Origin of the sequence: Nocardioides sp. P86 (assembly GCF_023712465.1) — a bacterium.
In the GTDB taxonomy this organism is placed as follows: Bacteria; Actinomycetota; Actinomycetes; order Propionibacteriales; family Nocardioidaceae; genus Nocardioides; species Nocardioides kribbensis.
On record NZ_JAMAYE010000059.1, the window covers coordinates 1 to 372 of the forward strand.

2 rRNA genes are annotated in these 372 nt (G+C 55.4%); both read right to left on the reverse strand.

Going from position 1 to position 372, the window contains the following annotated elements:
- Position 1: 1 nt before the first annotated feature.
- Positions 2-118, reverse strand: a 5S ribosomal RNA gene (gene rrf, locus M3673_RS18940).
- Positions 119-279: 161 nt separating this feature from the next.
- Positions 280-372, reverse strand: a 23S ribosomal RNA gene (locus M3673_RS18945); the annotation flags it as partial.

Here is a 372-nt window from a genome sequence, read left to right on the forward strand (position 1 = left end):
TGTCCGGCGGCGTCCTACTCTCCCACAACCTCTCGGTTGCAGTACCATCGGCGCTGAAAGGCTTAACTTCCGGGTTCGGGATGGGACCGGGTGTTTCCCTTTCGCTATGGCCGCCGTAACTCTTGCGAACCCACACCACCACCACGAAAACAGGGCGGGTGTGGATCCAAGCCATTATTCACATATGCATGTGACGTGTTGTGTGACTGGTTCGTGGACGCGAACATACGCTGCAGATACAGGGAACTAGACCTCTTTGTAGGTCTTGTTGAATGAGTGTAAGACAAGCCCTCGGCCTATTAGTACCGGTCGGCTAGGCATCACTGCTGTACACCTCCGGCCTATCAACCCAGTGTTCTGCTGGGGGCCTTA